The sequence below is a fragment of the Prevotella sp. Sow4_E9_plate genome, assembly GCF_052116205.1.
Lineage (GTDB): Bacteria > Bacteroidota > Bacteroidia > Bacteroidales > Bacteroidaceae > Prevotella.
Map to the genome: position 1 here is coordinate 13,105 of NZ_JBQKLN010000011.1, position 19,329 is coordinate 32,433.

The 19,329-nt window shown below is 40.5% G+C and carries 19 protein-coding genes; 17 read left to right on the forward strand and 2 right to left on the reverse strand.

What is annotated here, in order from left to right:
- Position 1: 1 nt before the first annotated feature.
- On the reverse strand, positions 2 to 1,486 hold the full coding sequence (locus tag ACTQ53_RS06175; RefSeq protein WP_441932440.1) for a Cas10/Cmr2 second palm domain-containing protein: 1,485 nt from the start codon (positions 1,484 to 1,486) through the stop codon (positions 2 to 4).
- 120 nt (positions 1,487 to 1,606) lie between these two features.
- On the opposite strand from ACTQ53_RS06175, the gene ACTQ53_RS06180 reads away from it, so the two are divergent.
- The 16 genes from ACTQ53_RS06180 (at position 1,607) to ACTQ53_RS06255 (ending at position 16,998) form a co-directional block, all read left to right on the forward strand.
- Positions 1,607 to 2,302: a CRISPR-associated endonuclease Cas6 gene (locus tag ACTQ53_RS06180; protein ID WP_441932441.1), complete on the forward strand. Its 696-nt coding sequence runs from the start codon at positions 1,607 to 1,609 to the stop codon at positions 2,300 to 2,302.
- A gap of 4 nt (positions 2,303 to 2,306) precedes the next feature.
- Positions 2,307 to 3,551, forward strand: coding sequence for a TIGR02221 family CRISPR-associated protein (gene csx2 / locus ACTQ53_RS06185; RefSeq protein ID WP_441932442.1), 1,245 nt, complete (start codon positions 2,307 to 2,309; stop codon positions 3,549 to 3,551).
- Between the two features lie 13 nt (positions 3,552 to 3,564).
- The gene (locus ACTQ53_RS06190) at positions 3,565 to 4,593 is read left to right on the forward strand and encodes a helix-turn-helix transcriptional regulator (RefSeq protein WP_441932443.1); all 1,029 of its coding nucleotides are present in this window, start codon (positions 3,565 to 3,567) and stop codon (positions 4,591 to 4,593) included.
- A 5-nt stretch (positions 4,594 to 4,598) separates the two neighbouring features.
- Entirely contained in the window at positions 4,599 to 5,894 is a 1,296-nt protein-coding gene (csx2, locus tag ACTQ53_RS06195; RefSeq protein ID WP_441932444.1) for a TIGR02221 family CRISPR-associated protein, read from the forward strand.
- A gap of 983 nt (positions 5,895 to 6,877) precedes the next feature.
- Entirely contained in the window at positions 6,878 to 7,096 is a 219-nt protein-coding gene (locus ACTQ53_RS06200; protein ID WP_441932492.1) for a hypothetical protein, read from the forward strand.
- Between the two features lie 18 nt (positions 7,097 to 7,114).
- The gene (locus ACTQ53_RS06205) at positions 7,115 to 7,477 is read left to right on the forward strand and encodes a hypothetical protein (protein ID WP_441932445.1); all 363 of its coding nucleotides are present in this window, start codon (positions 7,115 to 7,117) and stop codon (positions 7,475 to 7,477) included.
- Positions 7,478 to 7,557: 80 nt separating this feature from the next.
- Positions 7,558 to 7,887, forward strand: coding sequence for a hypothetical protein (locus tag ACTQ53_RS06210; RefSeq protein WP_441932446.1), 330 nt, complete (start codon positions 7,558 to 7,560; stop codon positions 7,885 to 7,887).
- 37 nt (positions 7,888 to 7,924) lie between these two features.
- On the forward strand, positions 7,925 to 8,239 hold the full coding sequence (locus tag ACTQ53_RS06215; protein ID WP_441932447.1) for a hypothetical protein: 315 nt from the start codon (positions 7,925 to 7,927) through the stop codon (positions 8,237 to 8,239).
- Between the two features lie 557 nt (positions 8,240 to 8,796).
- Complete coding sequence (locus ACTQ53_RS06220) at positions 8,797 to 9,339, forward strand: hypothetical protein (RefSeq protein WP_441932448.1); 543 nt, start codon at positions 8,797 to 8,799, stop codon at positions 9,337 to 9,339.
- A 381-nt stretch (positions 9,340 to 9,720) separates the two neighbouring features.
- Complete coding sequence (locus ACTQ53_RS06225; protein WP_441932449.1) at positions 9,721 to 10,239, forward strand: hypothetical protein; 519 nt, start codon at positions 9,721 to 9,723, stop codon at positions 10,237 to 10,239.
- Positions 10,239 to 11,351, forward strand: coding sequence for a hypothetical protein (locus ACTQ53_RS06230; RefSeq protein WP_441932450.1), 1,113 nt, complete (start codon positions 10,239 to 10,241; stop codon positions 11,349 to 11,351). The genes ACTQ53_RS06225 and ACTQ53_RS06230 overlap by 1 nt, the downstream gene beginning before the upstream one ends.
- The gene (locus ACTQ53_RS06235) at positions 11,348 to 12,637 is read left to right on the forward strand and encodes an MBL fold metallo-hydrolase (protein ID WP_441932451.1); all 1,290 of its coding nucleotides are present in this window, start codon (positions 11,348 to 11,350) and stop codon (positions 12,635 to 12,637) included. The genes ACTQ53_RS06230 and ACTQ53_RS06235 overlap by 4 nt, the downstream gene beginning before the upstream one ends.
- Before the next feature lie 4 nt (positions 12,638 to 12,641).
- Positions 12,642 to 13,214, forward strand: a complete 573-nt coding sequence (locus tag ACTQ53_RS06240; protein WP_441932452.1) for a metallophosphatase domain-containing protein — start codon at positions 12,642 to 12,644, stop codon at positions 13,212 to 13,214.
- Between the two features lie 300 nt (positions 13,215 to 13,514).
- Entirely contained in the window at positions 13,515 to 14,816 is a 1,302-nt protein-coding gene (locus tag ACTQ53_RS06245; RefSeq protein ID WP_441932453.1) for an AAA family ATPase, read from the forward strand.
- Positions 14,813 to 15,418 carry a hypothetical protein gene (locus tag ACTQ53_RS06250; RefSeq protein WP_441932454.1) on the forward strand — a complete coding sequence of 202 codons (606 nt, stop codon included), beginning with the start codon at positions 14,813 to 14,815 and terminating at the stop codon, positions 15,416 to 15,418. The genes ACTQ53_RS06245 and ACTQ53_RS06250 overlap by 4 nt, the downstream gene beginning before the upstream one ends.
- Positions 15,419 to 15,564: 146 nt before the next feature.
- A complete protein-coding gene (locus tag ACTQ53_RS06255; RefSeq protein ID WP_441932455.1) occupies positions 15,565 to 16,998 on the forward strand; it encodes a hypothetical protein in 1,434 nt (477 codons plus the stop codon).
- A gap of 179 nt (positions 16,999 to 17,177) precedes the next feature.
- Here ACTQ53_RS06255 and ACTQ53_RS06260 read toward each other — a convergent pair whose 3' ends face one another.
- A complete protein-coding gene (locus tag ACTQ53_RS06260) occupies positions 17,178 to 18,527 on the reverse strand; it encodes an ATP-binding protein (protein WP_441932456.1) in 1,350 nt (449 codons plus the stop codon).
- Positions 18,528 to 19,001: 474 nt separating this feature from the next.
- On the opposite strand from ACTQ53_RS06260, the gene ACTQ53_RS06265 reads away from it, so the two are divergent.
- A complete protein-coding gene (locus tag ACTQ53_RS06265) occupies positions 19,002 to 19,319 on the forward strand; it encodes a hypothetical protein (RefSeq protein WP_006847953.1) in 318 nt (105 codons plus the stop codon).
- Positions 19,320 to 19,329: the final 10 nt, after the last annotated feature.

Consider the following 19,329-nt stretch of genomic DNA (forward strand, 5'->3'; position numbering starts at 1 on the left):
TTTATCCTTCCTTTGTTTTTTGGGTGAGAATTGTATTTAAGTCCAGCAGATCCGCTGCAGGATAGAACGCATCTTCAGACAGTGTTCTCTTCTGAGGGGTGATGGCTTTTAGGAAAGTTCCCTTGGTAGAAGTTGAGAGCATGGTATAGCTGCGAGCAGCAGCCTGCTTGGCCATTTCTGTGTTCTGGTGCATGGCGGTCATCCATTTTCTGATGCTGGTCTTGGCTACGTTACCCTCTTTACCATTGAGTTGATTGGCTGCATCTTTCAGGTCTTCTATCGTCCAGTATTCCTCCGTCTGGTGCAGGAAGTAAGGTCCGAAGTTGAAGGATAGTCCCTTTTGTGGGGTCTTTTCCTTCAGGATCATATTAGGATAGCTTTCTATGAAGCTGCCCTGTACCTTATAGAACATCACACTCGATGGTGCATTTGGGGCATCTTTCTGGATGAGTGGATTCTTTGAAACGATTTTAGCCTGTGTACAGAGGGTTTCTGCCAGGTCATATCCGTAGTGGAATGGATAGGAAGACTTGATGAAGGCAATACCTGCGCATGCTGTGAGTCCGTTCTCTGCGCCCAGCTTTTGCTTGGTGGCATTCTCGAACTCTTCAAGATAGACCTTCACGTAGTCAAGGGCAAGGCTTGCCTTGCATATCATGGTCATGTCATCTCCACCCAATACTACAGGGCGGAAAGGGAAGATGCTTGAATCTTGTCTGTAGTCTTCAGCGGTATATACTTTCTTGAAGGCTGCATGAGCTGCCTGGCAGGTAGCCTGATTGAGGTTTGTTGAAAAACGCTCAAATTCTTTTGGGGAACCGCTGAACTTGGACAGAATTTGCCCCAGACCATTACCATCTGCATGGATAATGGCAATCCAGTCATTCTCTCCAGTGAGGTCCTTGATGTCCAAGGCGATGTTTTTAGGGGAGAGTTCCTTGATGCCAAAGCTCTTTTCTGCCAGGGTGATGGTAGCTTTGCCGCCGACTGATAAGTTGCGTTTCTTTAGTGTTCCCTCATCCAGGTATTCCTGACTTTCCTGAGTGACGGCTGGAAGACCTGTGGTCCTTGAACGTTCTACGCCCATGAAACCTACAGTCATGCTCTTGGAAGGTTTGTTGCGTTGGCTCTTCAGCTTTTTCTCCAGCTGATCCATGCAGGAAGCGAAGTTTGCTTTGAACTCTTCTTCCGTTACCTTTACAACAGCCTGGCTGATGGTGATACCGGGCGCAGCCAGCATCACTGTTTTTGGAAACTCCAGGACGGTTTTCTCACATTCCTGAAGGTTGTCATAGACACATTTGATGTTACCGGCTGCTTTGATGATTGACGTGCCCCCTTGCTCATAGGTGGATTCAAACAGAGTGGTACATACCTTCTCAACCAACTCACTGCCACCAACGACATCTTTAAGTGAGTTGGTTGAGAAGATAAATCCTTGAATGCCCTGTATGGAGGCTCCATATATGTATTTATTTTTCTCCATCTTGTTTTGTTTTAAGATTGTGGGTGTAAAAGTATAAAAAAAAGATGGGAAAAACTATTTTTTCAGCAAAAAAATGCGTTTTATCGGATTTTTTTTGTATTTTCGCCACAAAAACAAGAAATGGAAGCAACTAACATAGCGATATTGAAATTTAAGGAAAACCTGAGTTCAGTCGGGCTCAGGTGTTTTCGTGGGGCCATTATTGATTTGGCAGGCAGGGAAAATCCTTATTTTCACAATCATGAGGCAAATGGGCTGAGATATGGATATCCCTTGGTTCAGTACAAGGTGATAGACAGGCATGTTTGTCTCGTCGGAATAGCGGAAGCAGCCATGGCAGTGATGGAATTGGTGGGTAAGTTTCCTGCCAGTCTCAAGATAGGACAGAAGGAGATGGAGTTTCATGTTGAGGATTGTACGCTGACTCCTTATTTTCCTAAGATAGAAGAGTCTCCGAAGCTTTATCGACTGAGCTGTTATATCGCTCTTACTGATGAGAACTTCAAGAAATACCATTCCATGCTGGCTCTTACCGACAAGGTAAATTTTCTGGAGCAGGTCATCACAGGCAACATTCTTTCCTTTCTGAAGGGCATCGGCTATCATGCTGCTGAGCAGATAGAATGTGCCATCACTCAATTGAAAGAGCCTGTGGAACAGAGCTACAAGCATGTAAAGTTTGACACCTTTGATCTGATGTTTGTCAGCAACATGGAACTTCCTGACGGCATTGCGTTGGGAAAGAGTGGTAGCGTGGGCTTTGGTACGCTTTCCAGACGGGAGCTTCCTGATAGATTTAAAAACTTTAATCAGTAATATTATGGCAAAGGTACTCATATCATTTATCGGTACAGGTCCTCTGGTGAACAAGGGGACATTGGGGGAGGAGAAGTCTGCCCGTGAATATCGCAGGGCTTCTTATCATCTGGGTGAAGAGAATCTGGGTGAATACTCATTTATGGCAGCTGCTCTTTATGAAACACAGAATATAGATAAGGTCATATTGATCGGTACTGCCCATTGTATGTGGGAAGAGGTATATCGCTATTTTCAGGAGAAGAACGGCGGTGTGGTTGACGAGGATGTCTATTGTGAAATCGCAGAACATTGTGAAGCGGCAACCAGCAAGAGTGAATTGTATATCCCTCATGCCAAGGAGATAGAGGCGGCTATTGGAAAGGATGCCCATCTTGCTCTCATAAGATATGGCGTGAATGAGGAGGAAATCAATGAGAATATCAACAACATCCTGCAGCTGAACCAGTTGCTCTCTACGGGAGATGAACTCATCGTGGATGTTACCCATTCTTTCCGCTCATTGCCTATTACCATCATGAATCTGCTTCTTTATCTGAGGAATGTCAGCAGCAAGAATATCAAGATTTCTCATATATATTATGGTATGATAGAGATGAGCAAGGAATATGGTTATGCTCCGATTGTGGATTTGAAGAAAATCCTCAAACTCAATGACTGGATTGTGGGAGCCATGGCTTTCAAGCAGTATGGAAATGCCTATCAGATTGCAGGGCTCATTCAGCAGGAGGATCCGGATGTGACCAATCGTTTGAAGCATTTCTCGGATGTGATGAATCTCAATCATCTGTATGCCATCTCTCAGGAGACCCAGTCTTTGAGAGCTTTGATGAAAAAGGATTTTGATTCTATGCTTCCTGAAATGATTGTGAAGCCGGTGGTGAAGGATTTTCTCAATAATTTCAAGGGAACCGAGCAGGATCCAGCACGGTTCCAATATCAGCTGGCCCAGTGGCAGTTTAAGCACATGAACTATACGGCTGCCTTAATTTCCTTGCAGGAGAGCATTCTTTCCTATGCCTGTCAGCTTGCAAATCACGACCCTTTTGACAAGGATGAGCGTCAGAAAATTAAGGATGTTATTTGCAATGACAAGGAGTTCATACCATTTGAGTTGAGAGGAGTATATTTCGAGATTACCAAAAACAGAAATGTTGTGGCTCACGCTTTGGAGAGTAATTTCTCTTCGGGCAAGATTATTGAAAGTTTAAGAACATCGCTTATTACGGCGGGTAAATACATTAACTAATAATTTAATGATTATGGGAAAAGGTATCATAATGTATCAGAAGCGCTTGGAACTCATTGATGAATGTCTGCGCAATTATGAACGTCCAATGACTGTAAAGGAAATTTGTGACGAATGTAATCACAAACTAGGTGTGCAGTATACAGATCGTACGTATCGTAACGACTTGGAAAAAATCGAATTCGAGCTAGGCGGTAAAATAAACAGGGATCAGAAAAGAGATGGCTGCCAATGTTTGGTATATCAAAATGTTGGTTTCTCTATTAAGGGTGATACTGTTGCCAATCAAGTTGTTATATGCAATTTAGATAAAATCAAGAAAGCTTTGGGTGATTTCCTGGGATTGGGCTTGGAGTCTTCCTTGACCACCCTGACTGATGAAATCAACAAGTTCATGGGGTATGACGATAATAATCGTCCTGTCATTTCTTTTGAAAAAGTATTACTGGAGTCTCATGGAAGGGTGAAACCTCATGATTTGCTGGAGCTTTTACTCAAGGCTATCATACAGCATCAGACCATGGACATTAGATATGAGGTTCCTGGAAGAGGTAAGCGTGAGTGGACCGTATTTCCTCAGTTCCTCAAGCAGTATAACCAGCGATGGTATCTCATTGCCACCAAGCACAGAGACGAGGTGGAGGGCAAAATCTACAACCTGGCTCTGGACCGAATTCTCAAGATGGAGGCCAACCAGCATATTCATTATAAGGAATGTGACGTTGATTTTTCTGTTTACTTTGAAAATGTGGTGGGTGTAACCAAGCCGGATGGTGCGGAACCGATTTTAGTGAAGTTACGTATAGAACGCGGTGAGTATCCATATATAGAGAGCAAGCCTATCCATGCATCTCAGAAAGTAATTTCTGAATACGGAGACGACAAGGATTATGTTTACGTATCTTTATATGTGTATGACAACTTTGAGCTGAGAAGCAAAATCTTGTCATATGGAAGCAAGGTTACAGTCATGGAGCCTAAGAGTTTAAGAGATAAGCTTGTTCATGATTTGAAGAAGTCTCTTGAGAATTATCAGGATTAAGCATTATGGGAAGAAGGGTATTTTTATCTGTCTTGGGAGTGGCTTTCTATGAGACTTGCCGGTACCGAAAGGATGATTTTACGGGAAGTGAGACTCTTTTTGTACAGAAAAGTTTACTCGAATATCTACAGCAGCAGGAGAACTGGGGAGGAGAAAACGACCTGGTTCTTATGCTCCTGACGGATTTGGCAAGAAAGAATAACTGGGACAAGAATCTAAAGACCCGTTTCTGTGCCAAGCTTCAGAAGGAGGTAGCGTATCAGGGATTGGAGAAGATATTGCTGGATATGAATCTCTCTTACCGGGATATAGCGATTCCGGATGGGAAGGATAGTGAGCAGATGTGGGAGATATTTGAGGTTATCTTTGATGAGCTTCAGGACGGTGATGAACTGTATCTTGACATCACCAACAGCTTCCGTTATCTTCCTATGCTGCTGGTGGTGCTTGTCAACTATGCCAAGTTGCTTAAGAATGTGAAGGTGAAGGCTATCTTTTATGGTAATTACGAAGCACGTGACCAGGAGAGCAACATCGCGCCTATCATGGATCTGCTGCCACTTTCTGTTCTACAGGACTGGACGTTGGCGGCTTCTGATTATTTGCGTTATGGCCAGGTGCAGAAGCTTTATGAGTTGTCGGAATCTTCCATCAACCCTATTCTGAAAGATCCAAGTACCCGAACTGATGACGTCAAGCTATTGAGGGCTTTTGTCAATCGTCTGAAAGATTTGGTGGGTGAGCGTATCACTTGTAGGGGCTTGACTATCATTGAGAACAAGAATGTTGGCTTATTGGAAAAGGCTGCCAAAGATATACAGAAAGTCACGATTCCACAGCTAAAACCTGTGTTTGAAAAGATTAAAGAGTCCCTGGATATTTTTGGTGCGAAGGAAGATATCTTGAATTGTATCAAGGCAGCCAGATGGTGTTGTGATAATAAGATGTATCAGCAGACAACTACCTTATTGGAAGAAGGATTGATAACATTCTTATGTTGTCATTTCAAATTGGATTACAAAGAAGAGAACTTTCGTAATCTGATGGGACAGTGTTTAAGGGCAAAGACCCGTCCAAACGAGAAAACTGTTTTTAATGATCCGGCCTTGGCAGAGAAATTGTTAGATGACTCAGTAATCTGGGAGAATAAGCAGTTTGTTACAAGCTTTCAGAGTATAGGGAAGTTGCGCAATGATTACAATCATGCAGGATTCAATAAAAATCCAAAAGAAGTAAAGAATATCATCGATAACGTAGAGAGCTTAATGGATGATATAGAAAGTATTTTATCAAAAATATAGTTATTTTTTTGCCATCACTCTTTAGGAAATATCCTTTTATAGTGGTGGCAACTTTATATTTGGGTTTGTGATTTTTACTTATTTGTTAACTGTTGTGAAATTAAGCTTTCTTATTGGGTTATTTTTTAAGAATAATTGGCTTGCATATCTCAGGAAAAAGTCGTACCTTTGCACTCACTAAGAAATGGTTAAATTTCAGTTAAGAGAAGTGAATGTTTCTTTAGTGATGTTCTTTAACTTATTGATAATCAGTAATGTCTTATAAGGTCGAGTACGAGGCCATTGTCCACTACAACAAGGATTAAGACTCTGTTTCTCTGGCGATAGAGAATACTGCTTCTCGCAGGTACGAGGCCATTGTCCACTACAACAAGGATTAAGACATACTCCTATTCTTTTCAGGGTCTGAGCTTCTCAGCTCGTACGAGACCATTGTCCACTACAACAAGGATTAAGACTCCATATGAGGACCTGGCGGAGTAGCATTAACCATACGTACGAGACCATCTTCCACTACAATAAGGATTAAGACAGCAGCTTAACTCGGGCATATTCTGCCGGATTTTCGGTACGAGACCATCGTCCACTACAACAAGGATTAAAATTATACAGATACCTTTGGTATTCTATTAGTTGTTTCTTTCTTTTGATAACTTCTAATCATCTTGAAAGTGTAAAAAGTCAAAAATATTAGCTAATAGTTTGGTGGTTACTCTCGTTTTTTATACCTTTGTAGATACTTTGATATTGGAATGAAAGGGATATTGTTCTTCTTTAAAGATGAATAGTTGTAGATGATGCCTTATTATGTAATAGGTGTCAAACTTGGATTTTCGGTGGATAGTTTATGCAAGGAAGGCTTTGATACAAACGAGAGCCTTTAACTTGAAGTATAACTTATAAACAAACAATATAATGAGTATAGAAGAAGTAGATGCAGCTAACAGATTAATCATAATTTAATCTCTAAATACAGAGTCATCATTGCTGGATGCAGAGATTTCGATAACTATGAGTTGTTGAAAGAGAAGTGTGATTATTTCCTTCAAGACGAAAAGAAGGAAGATGTTGTAATCATCAGTGGTCATGCCTCTGGTGCCGATGCTCTCATCGCCTTCTGGGATGGTAAGAGCCGAGGCACAAAGAACATGATAGATACCGCTACCAAGCGAGGCTTACAGGTGGCTGTGGTTAGATATTAACAAATAAAATTTATAGATATGGATATTGTAAAGGAAATCATCAACTGTGAGACGAACACGAAGTTTGTTAGAGTTCACGACCATGGGTTTATTGATATACCAGACGTAATCTTCTACGTTCTCTACGAGAGCGGAGATACAGACGTAGTAGGATGTTGTATAGGTGAGGGATATCCTCAGATTGCCGGAGAGGTTGATGATGAAGACTGTCGTCTTCTTGGTGTCTTAACTGAAATCACGATAGATGACTATTTCAATTACCTTGAAGGTAGCTATGATGATGCGGTAGGTGCTGTAAAAGCATTTGTGGAAGAGGCAAAGAGAACACTTCCTCTTCTCCGCATAGATAAAAGCGTGGATGAATGGATGAAAGAACATTAATAAATATAATAGACTTTGTTCAAAATGTCAAATTGGCATCTTGAACAAGGCAGGGTAGTAACAATTTAAATATAATAATAATGAAACAGAAAGAAAACAACATAGATTGCGCTCCATCCAAGGATGAGGAAGGAGTAGCAAAGTGCTTAATACAGATGTGCAAGGACTCCAATGCTGCTATTACTTCCTTAAGTATGGACTGTGAAGATGGCTACGAAGTGACGATTTCTGCTCGCAAGAAGGGAAAGAGGACATATAACGAGTTCTCTCTAGAGCAGTTCGAGGCAATCAAGGCTATGGCAGAAGAGAAACTTGACCAGACTGAGGATAAGCAGAAGCTTCAGGACATCATCGATGTTTGCGATAGCAATATTGATGATATCAAGGAAAAGATGAAACCTACTTGCTAATATGTTTTTGAAGTTTTAATGTTTTAAATTTATAGATATGAAACAGAATGAAAATGAGATAAAGGGGAAAGAACTGTTTGAGTTATCGCTTACTTTCACAGAAGGTGACGAAGAGAAACAGTTCAGTGTAACCATGAAGGCTAAGAAGGACGGCAAGGAAACGTCTCTTGACCTGTTCGATAGTGACTTCCTCGAAATGAGCTATAATGGCGTGAAGATGGTGCTCAGCCAGATTACTTACCTATACGTGAAGAACCTTCATGATACAGGGCGAATGTCTGACGAAGAGTACAATGCTATCATGGCTCAGGCTGGACAGAAACCACAAGGCAAAGCTAAAAGTGGAGAGTAATCGTTCATATAGGAAATGGTATGATGCTGGGTGCGTACTGCCCAGCATCATACCATTTTCAAATATATTATTAAGGTATGTATAGAATCCTACATGTATCTGCAGACTATCTGCAATGTTCTTTCGAGCTTGAAAACATGAAAACACGAAAACAGGAAAACATGTGATGATTCTCTGCATGACTTGCTCTCTCTGTTTAAGTTGCAGCCTAATCATGAGTTTGAGGGAAAGGTAATATTCCTTTCTTGAAGTCAGTTTTCTCGTCTGTTTTTCGGCATTTAATTAAGTTCGTGTCTTTGGGAGGACATTAATTCTGTGAATGCTACATAGAATCTGATGTTTCTTTGATTGACTGTTAACATGGTGTTTGATTTAAAAAATAAACTGAGATGAAATACAAAGAGTATTCGGAAGAGGCTTATCAAAGCATTCTTTCTTACGTTATGAAATCCGTAGAGATAGATGAGAATGACCCTTATATCAAGCGTTTATATATTGCAGCTGCAAGGGTGCCAAAATTCTCTATAGAATATAGTTGTGAAGATATATCCCATATTATGCTTAAAATTGAAAAGGCTGTGTGGGCGTGGGAGAAAGAGAATACAGAAGGTGATTTCTTTGTTGATGGGGGGGAGAATTGGTGGATGGTAAAGAACCAAGTGGGAACCTTTACCTACACTACCAACCGTCTCTTTATGGATATATGCGATATCAAGGGTATCAAGGAACTGGTAAAGGACGTTATAGATAAATATAGGGTTATTATTTTAGCTAACCGTTATGTTTCCGACTATGAATTACTGCAGGAGTATTGTGATTATTATCTTCGGAAAAAGAAGAATATAGTTGTTATTTCTTGCCATTCTTCAGATTCTGATGCCCTGGATGTAAGATATGCTCAGGACAGAGGTTACGAGCTGGATATATACCCGGTTGACCGTGAAACCAACGGAGGGTTTGATGGATTTGACTATAACTCTCAGATGATTGTGAATGCTGATGGTCTTATAGTCTTATGGGATGGGTTTAATAGAAAGGTAAAGAATGTGATAGAAAAAGCTTGGGAGTATGACATCGAGCTGTATGAATTCAAGATTTAAAATATTACATGATGAAGAAGAGATTCATAAAGAAGAGGAAGGTGGACTTTGATATTTCCAAGGTGTGGTTTCTTTTTTAAACGAACATTGGATTTCACTACTGCCAGACTATCTGATAATGGCGTTTCTCAATTTAGGTGGAATCTATTGCACGAGCTAAGTGTTTACAAAGCTGGTCCATTATCGAAAAAATCCTATGGAAATGGTGGGGTTCTCGGATTTTATTTGTATCTTTGCTCCGTCTTTCAGAGTTTTGCCCTTCTATTCATGCAATACTAAGAACCGTGAAATTTCTGATATGATAAGATAATGAGCAACATAATGTTGTTCAGGTGTTTATAGAAAAAGAATTGTAGTGTTGCGTAATTTGGAGGAAGTTGAATGGAGAATGAGTATTACAAGAACTACAGCATTATCCCTACCGAATATGACAGTAGGGGTAGGAGAAAGTGTGATGGCAAGACTTTTCGTGATGTGGTAAAGGAGTTCGAATACGATTTTCACGAGACGTATAGCAGTGAGTATGCACTTAATTTTTATGCAAACTCCCGTACGATGGCACTTTTGGCGAAATCAAATGATGCGGCTCCTTTCCTGATTTACGGAATGGATTTGACTCAGGGAGACTCATTCGATCCGATACAGGACCCTTTTGTCACTCACGAAATGGAGAAGCATAGTCAGCATATTTACGTCTATGGCATTGACTCTGCCTTTATGACTGAGTTTGATGAATATGGTTATCCAGTTTGGGATGAAGATGGGGACATCTATCCGTTGACCTTGCTTGTTGACAATGCCATGAGTGATGGGATCGTTCGATTGGCTGTTCCAACAGGCGATGATGGAGATGAAATAGAAATAGCCCCAATAAATATAACACAATTTGAATATGCCTAATGGAAACGAAAGAACAGGAAAGAAACTGGCATCTGGTTCGCAACGATAATGGCGAATGGATAAGTGACAAGAATGTTGTCTTTCTTACGAAGCAGGAAGCAAGGTCGCTCCAGATAAAGGCCAGAATCTCAGGTAAGACATTATCTATTCAGCATGGATATGATGGTGATTTGTGGTGTTATAAGCATGAAATGGATTACATCAACCAAAAATTAATAGTTATGAACAATATCTCTTTATTGGAACCGGGACTTTTAGATGCAGGTCACAGCTTGTATCAATTGCTGAAAGGTGATCAGGCACCATCATGGTGGAAGCTTCTGACAAAGCATCATGAGCTTTATGTTGAAATCAGAAAGAAGAACGTGATTGACGTTTATTATTATGGGGGTAGAATGGCTGAAATATCATATGATAGGTTCAGCGATGGAGTTGTGGCTAAGGCTCATCCAAAATATTTAGGATATACTGATGTTAAGGATGAGAACTATTATAGAAGAAGCGTTGGCAAAGGTGGCAAGGAACAATTCACGCCCATCTATCAGGATTGCCTGAATTGGCTGGAATCAAGAGTAGAGGAACTCAAGGAAAATATCAGAAATATTTATTCTCAAGCTGAAAATGGAGAGAATACCAAGGAGAAATTCATTCAGGGAAAATTAATAACGGAAGGACGTGATAAATATCTGGATTCAGAATTTGCTCATCGTTTTCACGATCATGAGAAGGAGACGATCAGGATTGATATGGTAAAGATAGAGGATAACCGTATCATTTTTGAAGAACTTAAAAGAATTGGTGATAGCCGTTTGCGAACTAAGAATGGTGAACCGGAAATCTTGACCCAGATCAGAAATTATCGGGAGTTTCTTCAATGTAATAAAGACCGTCTTGCTGCGTATTACAAAATGTTATACCGCATTAAAAAGGAGCTGGACCTCCCTGTTCCTTCTGTTGATGACGTTGATAGTCTTACTGTTGACCCTGAGCCACAGTTGTTGATAGCTTGCAACTACAAGAAAGATACTGAAGGTCGTAAGAAACGTATAGACGATATAGAGAGAATCTTATCATCAGCAAATATTAACTACCGTATCGATAATTTCGTATGAATATCAAGGTTTATCGCGGCACCCACCAGATAGGTGGGTGTGTGACGGAATATGAATATCAGGGTAGGCATTTGTTTGTTGATTATGGCGAAGAACTGCCTGGTGGTCCTCAGACTGGAGATTTACAGGTTGAAGGATTAACGTATGGCGATATATCCAAGAGTGCCTTGCTGATTACTCACTATCATGGGGATCATATTGGCTGTATCCCAAAACTGCCGAAAGACCTGCCTATTTTCATGGGTAGAATCAGTCGTGATATTCAAATGGAACTTTCTAACCGTCTTCAGATGGTTGATGTTTTTCACCGGAATATGTCTGAACGTCTGAAAACTGTTCATACTTTTGAGCCAGGCAGACCTTTCAGCTGGGGGAGTTTTCACATCATGCCTGTTACTGTGGATCACTCTGCTTTTGATGCTTATGCTTTTAAGGTAGAGGCTGGTGGTGTTAGTGTCTTTCATACTGGTGATTTCCGCACTCATGGTTTTAGAAGTGGCAGGTTATCAGATGTCATCGAGAAATTTGTTGGCAAGGTGGATTATGCGGTCTGCGAAGCAACCAACATTTCTCGGCCTCTTGCTGCCAGTCAATCTGAGCATGATTTGCAGAAGGAGTACCAGGAGTTATTTAAAGAGAACACAGGCAATATTGTATATTCTTCATCTACCAACATAGATAGGCTGTTTGGTTTGTATCATGCTGCAAAGAATGCTGGGCGAGTGTTCATTATAGATGAGTACCAGAAGAAAATAATGGATATTGTTACTCAGCGGGATTCTTTGTGGAGTAAATCAAGGCTGTATCAGTTTTCGGAGCATTACAAGCCGTTTGTTCTTTCTGTGTTAAAAGGCGAATTCTGGATGAATGATAGATTCAAGGAACTTTTGGAGGAGAAAGGTTATGTGTTGATGGCTCGCTCTAATCCTAGGTTTGATAGTTTGATCAAAAGGATTCCCGGTGAGAAGCAGGTGTATTTGTCCATGTGGGATGGCTATGTTGATAAGAGCAAGGCTGCCTACAATGAGCAGTTGGCAAAATCTCTAGGAAAAGGCTATTTACGAATGCATACCAGTGGCCATTGCGACATGAATAGTTTGCGCGAGGTATTCCGGTTGTTGCATCCCAAGGCCATTGTTCCCATCCATACGGAGAAGCCGGAAGACTTTGCACAGTTGTTTGGTGACGAGTGGTCTGTTGTGGTGCTGAATGATGGAGAGAGCATCTCTTCTATATCGTCGGAAACTGCAGATGCTCATGATCCCATGGTTATATTAAAGAAATAGCAAAATGAAGATACTACATCTTTCAGATACTCATGGCTTGCATCATAGATTAGATGATATGCCAGAAGCTGATGTCATCGTTCACAGCGGTGACATCAGTAACAGTGGCACGGAAGAAGAGGTGCTTGACTTTCTGAACTGGTTCATCGGGTTGCCCTATCCGCACAAAATCTTTGTGACGGGCAACCATGATCTTTGTCTATGGGAGGCAGAGGGGATAGAGGACTTGCCTGGTAACATTCATTTTCTTCAGGACAGGGGAGTAGAGATAGGTGGCGTGAAGTTTTTCGGAATAGCCTACAATCATTCCGAAGCCATGATACCGGCAGATACGGATATTGTTGTGACACATGAACCGCCAGTCATGATTCTGGATCAGTCTAGTGGCATTCATTGGGGAAATGCTCCATTGCGAAACAGAATATTTGAGGTTAGTCCCAAATATCATCTCTTCGGTCACGCCCACCAGGATTATGGCACAGTGGAGCAGGAGGGTATCGTCTTTTCTAATGCGGCACTACTTGATGACATGAACCGATTGGTCAGAATGCCAAGACTATTCTCATGGGGTACTTAGGTCTATAGGTATATGTTTTTTCTTCTTTGTTGCTTATATCATTGAAATGATACCACTTCAATCAGTCTTTTCCTATTAAAGACATAACGATTTTGCCACTCATATATAAGATGGTGTGTATTTTTACCATACCAAAGTTCATCAATTTGTTTCAGATGATTGAATCTGCTATTATGAAGCAGTTGGCTCTCTTATGGCTATCAAAATAGCAGTAGGAAAAGCATGTGAAAAGAAAAAGTCCTCCAATTCTTTGCATATGTGATATTTTTTGTTTAGTTTTGCAGAAAAATTAGATAGAACATGAGATTACGCATTGAAAACATCAATAAGATCAAAGAAGCAGATATAGCTTTGAATGGTTTGACTGTGATCGTGGGGGAGAATGATATGGGCAAAAGTACCATAGGTAGAGCATTCTTTTCTACTATCAAGGCTGTCTCTAATATGAGAAGTTTGAGCAAAGAAAGTTCTGCCAACAAAGCTTCTAAGCACATTGATTCTTTATATAAGCACTTCTATGGGAAAAACATAATAGAAGGTGCTATGGATCTGTTGCCTCGTGTCAAATCTGAAATGGAAAGAATATGTCTGGATGAAGCTGAACGAAATGCTTTTCTGACTCATCTGAATGCTAGAATCGATGAGATTGATTTGTCTCCTCGCCAAAAGTCATTGCTCAAAGAAGACATAGTGAATATTCGGATTTGTTATGATCAGGTGGATAATCCTGCTGCTGTACTGAAAACGGAGTTGGCTTATCTCGTTGATTCAGAGTTTTTGGGGCAGTTCTGTTCTTCTAAGTCTGATTTTACCTGTGTTATGTTTGATACTGAAGAAGAGGGAAGTCTGGTATTTAAGGCTAAGAATAATCAAGTGACTGACGTCTCCTTTTCTGAAAGGGGATTCTATGAGGATATCACTTATGTTGAGTCCCCACTGTACTTCCATCTACTTGATAGCTTAAGAAATTCTGTTGCTTATCGGGAGATGAAGTCTGTTCCTGGATATAGACCAATGGTTCCTGCTCATGTGAAAGACTTTGTAGATAAGGTTTGGAACATCCAGAGCTTCCATGCTCAGCCAAGTCTGTTTGAACCTCAATCGAAGGAATATCACACAGAGGATATCATTCATGGTTCGTTTGCTTATGATAAGAGTTCACGTAGTATCGTTTATCAAAAGGATGGTATGAAAATCATGCCTATCAATGTGGCTTCTGGTATCAAGAGCTTTGGTGCCTTGCAGCTTCTGCTTGACGGTTATTGTATCTCTAACAACCGTCCTCTGATATGGGATGAGCCTGAGAATCATTTGCATCCTCAGTGGCAGGTGGAGTTAGCGAAGGTTATTGTTCAGATTGTTAATTCCGGTATTCCGGTGATGATCAGTACTCACAGTCCGTATTTTCTGCAAGCCGTGAGATATTATTCTGCAATGTACAGTATCGAGAAGTATGTGAACTACTATATGGCTGAGTTAGGCAAAGATGATATGGTAAGCATGAAGGAGGTTACTGATGACTTGAATCAGGTATTTCTTACTTTGGCTGAGCCTTTGAATCAAATCATGAACGTGGATGAAGTAAGGGGGAAACTGAAATGAAAGTTGCCAGTGAATTAATGTCGTATTTGGTGAAAGATAAGCATTTCTCCCTTTACTCTGTCTGTGAACTGCACAAACCTTGTGCTACGACTCCCCGGTGCTCTTTGGAGCCAGCAAGACGATTTGTGAATTTTGATGATGTAAAGACGGCCTACTGCAAGGAACACCAGATGATTTCCTGTGCTTCGGTAGATGGCTTGGCTGAAAAGAACGAAAAGCTGTTGTTCGTTGAAATTAAGGGGTGGGCTGACTTTCTGCAGTATCAAAAGAAAAATGTTGAGGAAAAGATTGCAAAACAGGTATCAGGCTATGATTTCATCAAAAAATTGAAAGATAGTATAGATATCTGCAATGATTATGCATCCAATGTAAATTTTTGTAATGCAGATAATCTTGCATATATCATAGTAACGGATATTGATATCAAAGAACAGCCTCTTCAGGCTTTCCAGAGTAATTTGATGGCATTGGCTCAAACATCTTCTTCTCTCGAAGTGCTATGTAACAAATATATGATGTCAAAAATTTGTTCTATAAAGGAAGTGCATACGTTCTATAAGCAGTGTAAAGAGTTGGATTCTTTCATTGATAATAGTCTCTAGGATTTGACATAAGGTAAACTAACGTTCTATTCCTGATCAGATGTTTTTCCTTTATGCTCAAGTGAGAGAAGTTTAGGCTTCCCGCCGGCAGGTGTTCAATACTTTTGTTACTGGAAAGATTGACAGATAAGATAAAATTAAAACGAATGGGAAAAAAGAACAATAAAACTGGTGCTCAGCCGATGAGTCCGGAGAAATATATCAAGGAGAAAGCACGTATGCTTCCTCTTGGCATGTGCTATACTTATGCCAACTGGGAAGATGCCGATGAAATTACGGTCATCGTGACACGTATTCACCCAAAGGGAACTGTAACATGTGCGGATTTCTGCATCGACAAGTTGTGCAGGGGTCTGATAAGAACCAGATATTTCTTCAACGTATCACCCAGAAAGTTGGCAGAAATTGTTGAGTACTACTCGGATAAAGAGAATGACAGGATGGTGGAGATATCATATGAGGTGGCTCACAATCTGATCTATGGTTCCATTGAATTTGCTGAGGAAGCCGGCATTGAACCTGTTGATGCATGGGACATTACTCAATATATCCTGGAAGAAGATGATGACAACGTTCCTCTCATTGAATATCAATGGGGCTTGAATGGTATGCATTATCTGCTTGCAGAAGACAGGTTGGAGGTATCTTGTTATCTTTCTACCATGCAGGAACATCTTGGCAGAAACTTCAAGTTCCGTGTAGGAGATAGTACGGCATATATTGGTGGATGGGATTGGCATGAAGAGGAATTTCAGGGTTGTGAATATGAAATCCATGAGGAAGTGTATGGCTACGAATTGCCATCATATCCAACTCATATCAAGCTGCTGCATCCCGAAGTGATGTCGTATCTGACTTTTCATGCCTATGAATGGATCCTGCCGGATCACATCATCGATCTCTTGCTGACTATAGATCACGAGGAGTTGCGTCAGGACTTGGAGAACATAATCAGGTATGGCTTGGGCAAATACCAGCATTTGAAAGCGACAGGGGAACTGTTTGCTGCCATACGTCATAGCATCATCCTTCTTGCAGAGGTGGGTAACATGGAATCTTTCCGTCTTCTGATGGATGTATTGAAGTTTGAAAGTGATTTCTTCGATCAGTTGAGCTGGCTGGCGACCAATTATCTCTTTGCCCCAACCCTCTACAAGTTGAATCCGGATCCTTTCTCTGAATTCACGAAATTCCTGCAGACGCCAAAGCTTGACCATTTCTGCCGCATGAACGTTTATGAATACGTGGAGTTCTATGTAGAGAAGAATCCTGCCTTGAAGGAACAGGCGACAGCGTGGGTGAAGGACATGCTCGTTTTCTATGATGGCAGATTGGAAACCTCTGACTGTTGTGATGGTTACGTGGTGGCTGCGGCTATTGATTTAGCTTGCAGCTTAGGAGCAAAGGATCTCATTCCTGTCATCAACAAGTTGCTTTGTACTTATCTTGTTGATTTTAGTGATTGTGGACTTACGGCAGAGGTGGTTGAAGGGCTTCTTCGGGGTGAACTGCTCAGGCAGGAGTATGCTCTTGATGTATATGAACGGTATCACAGGTTAGAGGAAGATAGCAACAGGTAATGGAGTAAAGGCATCATAGCATTCTTCCTTTGGCTGAGTTTTGGGCTTTAGAGGGTAGTGTTCTCTGCTAAATAGCATTGGTGATGCTTTTGTTTACATATCGTGCCAATTCATCAAAAAGGTCTTTTGCCTATGAGATGAATTGGCACTATTATATAAATAACATCAAAAATCTCATTCTACAACAGTCCTGCCATATATATTGGCAGATAGATCACTCCATCCTTCACCTCTACATCACCTGGGTGAAGCACATACGCTTCGGCAAGCATAGGAGCAAATTTGGCTCTTAGCTTATTAAGAGAGGTCGTGGTAAAGCTTTTACCTGATTTCACTTCTATAGGAGAGATGTTATGCCGATTCGTGATGACAGGCTTAGGAATCAGGAAATCTATCTCCATCCTATCTTCCGCACTTGTAGCAGAGTTCTTCGAAAAGAAAAACAATTCATAGCCAGAAGCTCTCAACATCTGCGCCACAACATTTTCGACCAACATACCTTCATTTAACTCCAGTTTTCCCAAAGCCAACTTCAGGTAAAGTTCATTTCCCATAATCGTCTTCAGGTTAAAAGCATGACTTATCAGCAAACCTGTATCAGCCATATAGCACTTCAAGGTGGTGCGTTCCTGATTCAATCGCAGTCCGATATCAGGGGCAGTAGAGTTATAGCAGATGTTTACCACCCTTGACTCAGCCAGCCAGAAAAATGAAGATTCATACTCCCGATAACGAGCCTTATCGCTAATGGCAGTCAACCGGAACTTCTTCTCATGTTTGCTGAGAGCCGAAGGAATCTCCTCGAAAATTGCTTTTACCTTGATTTCGTTGCCCACAGCATACTTCTCAATATCAGCCTTATACAGGGAAAGGATATTTCGCTTAACCATATCCACTTTCATGAAATCATGGGTTTCTACATATTCAATAACTGCCTGAGGCATACCTCCCACTATCATATAATGTCGGAAGTAATCCATGACCTTACGATGCAATGGCCCCAAAGCTTGCTTTTTCTCATAGCAATCGCGGATGAACGGCATCATTTGCTCATCTCCCATTGCCCATAGAAATTCCTCAAAATCCATAGGATACATATTCATGCGACATTCCTCCGATGGAATAACTATATCTTTCACATTCCTATTGATACTAACCAGTGAGCCTGTTTCAATATAATCGTACCGACCATCTTTTACCAGATACTTGATAGCAGCACGTGCTTTTGGATAAAGCTGTACTTCATCAAATATAATGGCGGTATTACGAGGATACAGCGTTACATTAAAATACAAAGCCAAGTAACTGAAAAACAAATCCAAGTTTTTCAGATACTTATCAAAAATTTCCATTAAATCACTATCTGCATTGTTGAAGTCAACCAGAATATATGATTTATATTCTTTTTGGGCAAACTCCTCCACAATATAGCTCTTACCTATTCGGCGTGCTCCATCTATCATCAAAGCAGATTTTCCTTGAGAATTCTGCTTCCATTGCAGCATTTCATTATATATTTTTCTCTTCATAATTTTCTGTTTATCACGTTATGACGACCTATTTATGCCCTATTTCTCACGTTTTGATGAGATAATAGTAGGCTATTTCTCACGTTTTGACGATTTTTTATGTTGCAAAGATATAAAAAAATGCCTTAAGTTATTCACCTAAGTCTTCTTTTTACATTATATTAACCTGTAATTTACAAATATTCTTTAAGAAACTGTCCTATTTATAGATTTTAATATGACTGATGGTAACAAAGAACATATATACAAATTGCTTCTTCGCTAAAAAGTTGCTTACCGAGTTAATGGTTAAGGCTATACTATCGGTCATATATCCAAAATTAGCTGAATGTTGAGAAAAATAGTTGCTCTGGAGAAAATATTTTCAACCTGTGAAACGAACTTTCATAGCTGCCCCGTAACTTTGCACCAGAATACAGAATCAGGCACAAAGTATATGAGTGTCAATTGTTTTACTTTTAAAATATCAGACAGATGAATACGGCATTAAAGATGAAATTGGAGGAAATGAACAGACGTCTGAATGAGGCTCTTGATACTGACCTCTTCGAAGAATCTGAGTCAGAATTTAATGAATTTCAGGCTGAAGTAGATTCCTTTGAGAGAGAGTTGGAGGAGATATCGGAGTTCAGGCAGGATCATCTGCAGCTTTCTGAGCTGAAGAAGATTGGTGCCATCCAGAAGAAAATCCGGCAGGTGAAGAATGGGTATAATTTTTATGACCCTGAGTATGAGAGAAGTGTTATGTTTCCTAATGGTGAGGACGAAGAAGAGGATGATTTCTTCATTTAAAAAAGATGAC

What these genes read in the sequence shown, in the direction of transcription:
- ACTQ53_RS06175 (WP_441932440.1), bottom strand. Translation starts at nt 1,486, where the DNA reads ATGGAGAAAAATAAATACATATATGGAGCCTCCATACAGGGCATTCAA.
- ACTQ53_RS06180 (WP_441932441.1), top strand. Translation starts at nt 1,607, where the DNA reads ATGGAAGCAACTAACATAGCGATATTGAAATTTAAGGAAAACCTGAGT.
- csx2 (WP_441932442.1), top strand. Translation starts at nt 2,307, where the DNA reads ATGGCAAAGGTACTCATATCATTTATCGGTACAGGTCCTCTGGTGAAC.
- ACTQ53_RS06190 (WP_441932443.1), top strand. Translation starts at nt 3,565, where the DNA reads ATGGGAAAAGGTATCATAATGTATCAGAAGCGCTTGGAACTCATTGAT.
- csx2 (WP_441932444.1), top strand. Translation starts at nt 4,599, where the DNA reads ATGGGAAGAAGGGTATTTTTATCTGTCTTGGGAGTGGCTTTCTATGAG.
- ACTQ53_RS06205 (WP_441932445.1), top strand. Translation starts at nt 7,115, where the DNA reads ATGGATATTGTAAAGGAAATCATCAACTGTGAGACGAACACGAAGTTT.
- ACTQ53_RS06210 (WP_441932446.1), top strand. Translation starts at nt 7,558, where the DNA reads ATGAAACAGAAAGAAAACAACATAGATTGCGCTCCATCCAAGGATGAG.
- ACTQ53_RS06215 (WP_441932447.1), top strand. Translation starts at nt 7,925, where the DNA reads ATGAAACAGAATGAAAATGAGATAAAGGGGAAAGAACTGTTTGAGTTA.
- ACTQ53_RS06220 (WP_441932448.1), top strand. Translation starts at nt 8,797, where the DNA reads ATGCTTAAAATTGAAAAGGCTGTGTGGGCGTGGGAGAAAGAGAATACA.
- ACTQ53_RS06225 (WP_441932449.1), top strand. Translation starts at nt 9,721, where the DNA reads ATGGAGAATGAGTATTACAAGAACTACAGCATTATCCCTACCGAATAT.
- ACTQ53_RS06230 (WP_441932450.1), top strand. Translation starts at nt 10,239, where the DNA reads ATGGAAACGAAAGAACAGGAAAGAAACTGGCATCTGGTTCGCAACGAT.
- ACTQ53_RS06235 (WP_441932451.1), top strand. Translation starts at nt 11,348, where the DNA reads ATGAATATCAAGGTTTATCGCGGCACCCACCAGATAGGTGGGTGTGTG.
- ACTQ53_RS06240 (WP_441932452.1), top strand. Translation starts at nt 12,642, where the DNA reads ATGAAGATACTACATCTTTCAGATACTCATGGCTTGCATCATAGATTA.
- ACTQ53_RS06245 (WP_441932453.1), top strand. Translation starts at nt 13,515, where the DNA reads ATGAGATTACGCATTGAAAACATCAATAAGATCAAAGAAGCAGATATA.
- ACTQ53_RS06250 (WP_441932454.1), top strand. Translation starts at nt 14,813, where the DNA reads ATGAAAGTTGCCAGTGAATTAATGTCGTATTTGGTGAAAGATAAGCAT.
- ACTQ53_RS06255 (WP_441932455.1), top strand. Translation starts at nt 15,565, where the DNA reads ATGGGAAAAAAGAACAATAAAACTGGTGCTCAGCCGATGAGTCCGGAG.
- ACTQ53_RS06260 (WP_441932456.1), bottom strand. Translation starts at nt 18,527, where the DNA reads ATGAAGAGAAAAATATATAATGAAATGCTGCAATGGAAGCAGAATTCT.
- ACTQ53_RS06265 (WP_006847953.1), top strand. Translation starts at nt 19,002, where the DNA reads ATGAATACGGCATTAAAGATGAAATTGGAGGAAATGAACAGACGTCTG.